Genomic DNA, 6,690 nt, shown 5'->3' with positions numbered 1-6,690 from the left:
TTCCAGGACGGTACGCTGGTCAAGCAGGGCGACCTCCTGTTCACCATCGACCAGCGGCCGTTCAAGGCGGCGCTGAACCAGGCGCAGGCGCAGGTCGACTCGGCCAAGACCCTGGTCGAATTCAGCAAGATGCAGTTCGAGCGCGCCGAGACCCTGTCGCGCGAAGGCAACATACCGGTTTCGACACTGGACGACCGCCGCCGCGAATATCTCGCCGCCCAAGCGCAACTGGACGGCGCGGAGGCGGCACTTGAAAACGCAAGTCTCGATCTCGAATTCACCGAGATTAAGGCGCCGTTTTCCGGCCGGGTCGACCGCCGGCTCATCTCGCCGGGCAATCTGGTGCAGGCCGACCAGACAGTGCTGACCACCATCGTCTCGATCGACCCGATCGACTTCTATTTCGACATCGATGAGCGGACCTACTTCGCTTATGCGCGCGACGCCCGCGAGCGCGGCGGCGTCATGCAGGAGGGCGCCGGCGGCGTCGATGTTGTCGTCCGTGTCGCCGACCGTGATGAAGCGACGTTCAAGGGCAAGCTCGACTTCGCCGAGAACCGTCTGGACGAAGCTACCGGCACGATGCGGGCCAGGGCGCGCTTCGACAACAAGGACGGCGTGCTGCAGCCGGGCATGTTCGGCCGCATCAACGTGCCCGGCTCGCTGCCGCATCCGGGCGTGCTTCTGCCTGACGAGGCGATCGGCGCCGACCAGAACCGCCGCATCGTCTTCGTTGTCGACGAGGCAGGCCTGATCTCGGCCAAGCCGGTCCGCACCGGCCCGCGCATCGACGGCTATCGCGTTATCCGCGAGGGCCTCACCGGCGAAGAGACCGTGGTAATCAACGGGCTGGTGCGAGTGCGGCCGGGCGTCACCGTCAAGTCCGAGATGACCACGTTGCCGCCCAAGGTTGAAGCCGAAGGGCAGACGCAATGAACTTCGCCCATTTCTTCGTCAACCGCCCGATCTTCGCGGTGGTGCTGTCGATCGTGCTCGTGCTCGTCGGCGGCATCGCCTATACGCAGCTTCCGGTCGCCCAATATCCCGAAATCGCGCCACCGACCATCGTGGTGCGCGCCTCCTATCCGGGCGCCGACGCCGAGACGGTCGCCGCGACCGTGGCGACGCCGATCGAACAGGAAATCAACGGCGTCGAGCACATGCTCTACATGTCGTCCTATTCCTCCGGCGAAGGCTCGATGTCGCTCACCATCACCTTCCGCCCCGGCACCGATCTCGACGCGGCGCAGGTGCTGGTCCAGAACCGCGTCTCGATCGCCGAAGCGCGCCTGCCGGAAGAGGTGCGCCGGCTCGGCATCACCACGGCGAAAAGTTCGCCCGACCTGATGATGGTCATCCATATGCTGTCGCCCGACGACACATATGATCAGCTCTACGTCTCGAATTATGCGCGTTCGCGCGTGCGCGACGTCCTCCTGAGGCTGGACGGCGTCGGCGACGTGCAGATCTTCGGCGAGCGCGAATATTCGCTGCGCGTCTGGCTCGACCCGGAAAAGCTGTCCGCCTACGGCATGACCGCAGGCGACGTAGTCCAGGCGCTGCGCGACCAGAACGTCCAGGTGTCGGGCGGCTCGATCGGCGCGCCGCCGATTGGCGACGGCTCGGCCTTCCAGTATACGGTCACCACGCAAGGGCGCTTCGAAGACGCGCGCGAGTTCCGCTACGTTATAGTCAAGTCGACCAAGGACGGCCGCTTGATCTCCCTGCAGGACGTGGCGCGCATAGAGCTCGGCGCCAGGGACTACGTCACCAATTCCTATCTCAACAACAAGGCGGCGGTGGCGCTCGGCATCTTCCAGCGGCCGGGCACCAATGCCTTGGCCTCGGCGGAAGAAATCCAGGAGACCATCGCGGAGCTTTCGGAGGATTTCCCGGAGGGGTTGGCCTACGAGATCATCTACAATCCGACCGAGTTCATCGCCGAATCTATCAACGAGGTCTATGTCACCATCGCCGAGGCGATCCTGCTGGTGGTGATCGTCATCATAGTGTTCCTGCAGTCGTGGCGCATGGCGATCGTGCCGATCGTGGCGATACCGGTCTCGCTGATCGGCACGCTTGCCGTGCTGCTCGCCTTCGGCTTCTCGCTCAACATGCTCACTCTGTTCGGGCTGGTGCTGGCCGTCGGCATCGTTGTCGACGACGCCATCGTGGTTGTGGAAAATATCGAGCGGAACATCCGGCTGGGGCTCGCTCCGCGCGCCGCTGCGCACAAGACCATGGATGAAGTGGGAAACGCGGTCCTCGCGATCTCGCTGGTGCTGATCTCCGTCTTCGTTCCGGCGGCTTTCATTCCCGGGATTTCCGGCCAGTTCTACCTGCAGTTCGCCATCACCATCGCGGTCTCCACGGCGATCTCCGCATTCAACTCGCTGACGCTTTCGCCGGCTCTCGCTGGCGTGCTTTTCAAGCCGCACAGCGAGGAACATTCGAACTTGTTCCTGGCAAGGTTCGGCCGCGCTCTGGCGAACGGGTTCAACAACGGGTTCGACAGGATGGCGGACGGCTATGCGTGGCTGGTGCACAGGCTGGTCGGCACGACTCTGGCGCTTGCCGCCATGCTGCTCGTCTTCGCAGGCCTGCTCTACGCGACCTATCACATGCTGCAGACGGTGCCGCGCGGCTTCATCCCGAACATGGACCAGGGTTATGCGATCGTCGTCGTGCAATTGCCGGAGGGCTCTTCGCTCGCCCGAACGGACGCAGTCATCCAGAAGGCGTCGGATATCATCCGCGAGACACCGGGTGTCGCCAACGCCGTCGCCTTCGCAGGATTCAACGGCGCGACATTCACCAACGCCAGCAATTCCGGCGTGATCTTCGCGCCATTCAAGAGCTTTGAGGAACGGCTCGAGAGCGGCGATACTTCCGACAAGATCATCGGCACGCTGTTTGGCAGCCTGCAAAGCATCCAGGAGGCCTTCATCATCGCGCTGCCGCCGCCGCCAGTGCGGGGCATCGGCAACTCCGGCGGCTTCAAGATGATGCTCCAGGAGCGCAACAGCGCCGACATGCGGCCGATTCTGGCGCTGGCCAACGAAATCGCCGGCAAGGCCAACCAGACGCCCGGGTTGATGGGCGTCTTCACCACCTTTTCGGCCTCCAGCCCGCAATTCTTCTTGGCGATCGACCGCGACAAGGCGCGGATGCTGAACGTGCCGATCCCCAACATCTTCGAGACGCTGTCGATCAATCTAGGCACCGCCTATGTCAACGACTTCAACGCCTTCGGTCGCGTCTACCAGGTGCGGGCGCAAGCCGACCAGGCTTTCCGCATCGATCGCGACGACATATTGAAGCTGAAGGTGCGCTCGGCGGCCGGCGACCTGGTGCCGCTCGGCACACTGGTCGAGATCGGCGACGTCACCGGTCCCTCGCTCGTGCAACGCTACAACATGTATGTCTCCGTGCCGCTTCAGGGCAATGCAGCGCCGGGTGTCGCCACGGGCACGGCGCTCGACCTGATGGAGGGGATCGCAGCCGAATCGCTGCCGCAGGGCACTTCCTTCGAATGGACTGAACTCGCCTTCCAGGAGCGGCAGACCGGCAACACGGCGGTCTTCATCTTCGGCCTGTCGGTTCTGTTCGTCTTTCTGGCGCTCGCTGCGCTATACGAAAGCTGGATTACGCCGTTCGCCATCGTGCTTATCATCCCGCTCAGCGTGCTGGCCGCCCTCTTGGGCGTCGCCTTCCGCGGTCTCGACAACAACATCCTCGTGCAGATCGGGCTGATCGTGCTCATCGGCCTGGCGGCGAAGAACGCGATCCTGATCGTCGAGTTCGCGCGCCAAGGTGAGGAGCGCGGCCTTGACGCCGTCGAGGCGGCTGTCGAGGCCTGCCGGCTGCGGCTGCGGCCGATCCTAATGACGGCATTCGCCTTCATCTTGGGCGTGGTGCCGCTAGTGATCGCCAGCGGGCCTGGCGCGGAAATGCGCCAATCGCTCGGCACGGCCGTGTTCTCCGGCATGCTGGGCGTGACGTTGTTCGGCCTCTTCCTGACGCCGGTCTTCTACGTCGCTCTGCGCAGGACATTCCGGCGCAGGCGGCCTGAAGCCGGCCCGACCCTGGCTTCCGAGAGCGGCGCAGCCGAGTAGACGCCGAGCCGATGAGGCGCCGGGTTTAGGCTGAAGCCGGACCGGCGGGTTCCTGGATCTCGCGGAGGGATGGATCGGCGATCCATCCCTCGAGCGGATCGAGATGTTCCGGCGCGCCGTATCGCTCGCTTCGCATCGTCCACGCCCAGGCCGTCTGGATCGCGCAGAAAAGCGCATCGAGCGGATCGCCGCTGGGGTCGTCGGCCGACCGACGAACAGGAGCAAAAATAGAGGATAGAAACAGGCACAAGATCGCTTCTCCTGCCCTTGGATCGTGGTCAGGCGACAACATTCAATCTGAATACGGCGGGTATAGCGGAGCTCACGTGGCCCACTTTAGATAGCGTCGGCCATAAATTATTGATATTGAGCGACAATGGTGGGCCCGGAGGGTGTTTGGAAACACTGCAAACCCAACTACTTAGATATCAGTGGGACGTCGCGGCATTCAAATCAGTTCCAATGTTTTTCGATGTTTTGTCCCACCTACTGCGCTAGATTCCACCCGATAAAACGCGTTGCTCACCGTTAACGGTAAAGAGAGGGTCATGATGTGTCTCAAGTTGGAAGGTCGCGTGGCGCATTGACGATACTTTGCGACGAGCAATGAAGGTCTCGATTGGGCCGACGAACGACTGCTTGTGCAACGCATCTGCACCGATCATGGAAAGCGGCCCACCCAACGATAGGATTAACGCCCGCGCCGTTCAACGATGTTGACGAGGCGCCGGACTTTCGGCGCGAGAACCTAGACGTGATATGCTTCGCTGGATAACGAATCGATTTGCTATGGATGGGCCCGTGACGACGCGCCGAACCCGAACCGGGTCGTCCTTCGCCACCTCGACGTCGGCGATCTGCGCTATGTGGAGTTGCAAACGCGATCTGTAGTGTATGCGCGTCTGCAAGCGTCCACATACCTGTCCGGCGGCGGCACGATCTATACCCTGGGATAGGGTGACCTCTGCTTGATGCTCATAGACCGCGATCGGCGGGCTGACGTATCGTGCGAAAATGTCTGGGTATCCGCACCGATCCCAAGCCGCAAGAACACCTTGATGGCATCGGTGGGACGCTGGGTTGGACAAGAGCGTGGAATGCCTCGTTGGCCAAGAATTGACTGCGGGTCTTCCTGCAGTCCCTAGTGAAGTACCAGGCCAGCGGGAAATCCTTCATGCAGATTTGCGCGTACCGGACCGAACGATCTTACAAGCGCAGCTTCGGGCTGCGCATGCTGGGACTCGCTCTCGGTTTGCTGGTCTGGATTGCGCCGGTCAACGCGCAAGAGGTGCTGCGCATACCCTACGTGGCCGATATCGGCACTTTCGATCCGGACAGCGGCTTCGAGGTCGGAGGGATCAGCGCAATCAACAATGTCTATGAAGGGCTCGTCGACTACGAGCCGGGTTCGACTAGGATCGTTGGTCTGCTCGCCAGGAGTTGGGAGATCTCGGACGACGGACTGACCTACACCTTCCACCTGGTCGACGGTGTCAAGTTCCATGATGGCACGCCATTCAATGCAGCGACGGTCATAAACTCGTTCGAGCGCCGCCGCGATCGTGGACTGAACCTGAGCTACTTCCTGGCCAATGTGAAGGACATGAGGGCGCCCGACGATTCGACGGTCGTGCTCACGCTGAGCGATCCTCAGCCCTGGTTCCTCGACGCCCTCGCGAGCCCCTGGGGACCGAAGATCATCAGTCCGACAGCGCTCGCCGAGCATGACAACGGCGACTTTGCGACGACCTGGCTCAATGAGCATGCGATCGGCACGGGTCCATTCAAACTGTCGGAATTCAAACGCGGTCAGCGCTATGTGCTCGAGCGCAACGACGACTACTGGGGCGACAAACCGTTCTTCCGGCAGATCCAGATTTCGGTCGTGCCCGATATCAGCCAGCAGATACTTCAATTGCAGGCCGGTGCGATCGATGCCGTGCCAATCAACTATCCATTCGCGCAACTCACCACCCTGCCGGGGGGGCTGGAGATCACCGCCGCCCCGAGCATGATACCGTACTATCTCTTCGTTAAGCCGAACTCGCCGCTGGACGACGCGGAGGTCCGCAGTGCCGTTTTGACAGCGATTAACCCGGCGCTGTGGGTTAAGGACGCCTTTGGAGAGTTCGCAAGCCTGTCGAGGTCCGTTTATCCGAACGTGATGCTCGACCCAGTGAATCCGATCCGGTTCCCGACCGACTTAGAGGCAGCGAAAGCCGCGATCACCAAACGTGGCGCGGTCAATCTGGTCATTGGCCTCCATAGCGCGGCCCCAAGCTACAGCCGCATCGCCGACCTGATGATAGCGCAATTGGCGTTGATCGGCGTAAAGGCAACGGCTTACGTGCTGCCTTCCGGCGCTGCTTACACCTTGAAGGACGACCCAAACCCTCCCGATTTGCTGCTCACGATCGCAGGCCCGGACGCCGCTCATCCGGAGACCCAGGCCAAGGCTTTCTTCACAAAAGACGGTCCCCTCAATTTTTTTGGCCGGGTCCTGCCGGAAGCCGATGCCATAGTGGACCAGGCCGGGCAGTTGACCGACGTCAAAGAACGCGACGCTCTCTACGAG

Annotated in this window: 4 protein-coding genes; 3 read left to right on the top strand and 1 reads right to left on the bottom strand. The window is 62.0% G+C overall.

Features of this window, described 5'->3' with window-relative positions:
• Nucleotides 1-936: efflux RND transporter periplasmic adaptor subunit (locus EOA85_RS23535; RefSeq protein WP_127211362.1), on the top strand; the 936-nt coding region annotated here is incomplete at its 5' end.
• On the top strand, nt 933-4,115 hold the full coding sequence (locus EOA85_RS23530; RefSeq protein ID WP_127211361.1) for a multidrug efflux RND transporter permease subunit: 3,183 nt from the start codon (nt 933-935) through the stop codon (nt 4,113-4,115). The genes EOA85_RS23535 and EOA85_RS23530, both read left to right, overlap by 4 nt.
• 25 nt (nt 4,116-4,140) lie before the next feature.
• Here the strand turns inward: EOA85_RS23530 and EOA85_RS23525 are convergent, their stop codons facing one another.
• On the bottom strand, nt 4,141-4,365 hold the full coding sequence (locus EOA85_RS23525) for a hypothetical protein (protein WP_127211360.1): 225 nt from the start codon (nt 4,363-4,365) through the stop codon (nt 4,141-4,143).
• 894 nt (nt 4,366-5,259) lie between these two features.
• Between EOA85_RS23525 and EOA85_RS23520 the strand changes: the two genes are divergently transcribed.
• On the top strand, nt 5,260-6,690 hold a 1,431-nt coding region (locus EOA85_RS23520; protein WP_245485970.1), incomplete at its 3' end, for an ABC transporter substrate-binding protein.

Source organism: Mesorhizobium sp. M5C.F.Ca.IN.020.29.1.1 (assembly GCF_003997375.1).
GTDB classification, from domain to species: domain Bacteria; phylum Pseudomonadota; class Alphaproteobacteria; order Rhizobiales; family Rhizobiaceae; genus Mesorhizobium; species Mesorhizobium wenxiniae.
The sequence above is the reverse complement of the archived record's forward strand: the minus strand, read 5'-3'. Positions and strand labels throughout refer to the sequence as shown.

Bases quoted from the DNA above. Each gene is read 5' to 3' on its own strand.
- EOA85_RS23530 (WP_127211361.1), top strand. From the start codon at position 933: ATGAACTTCGCCCATTTCTTCGTCAACCGCCCGATCTTCGCGGTGGTG.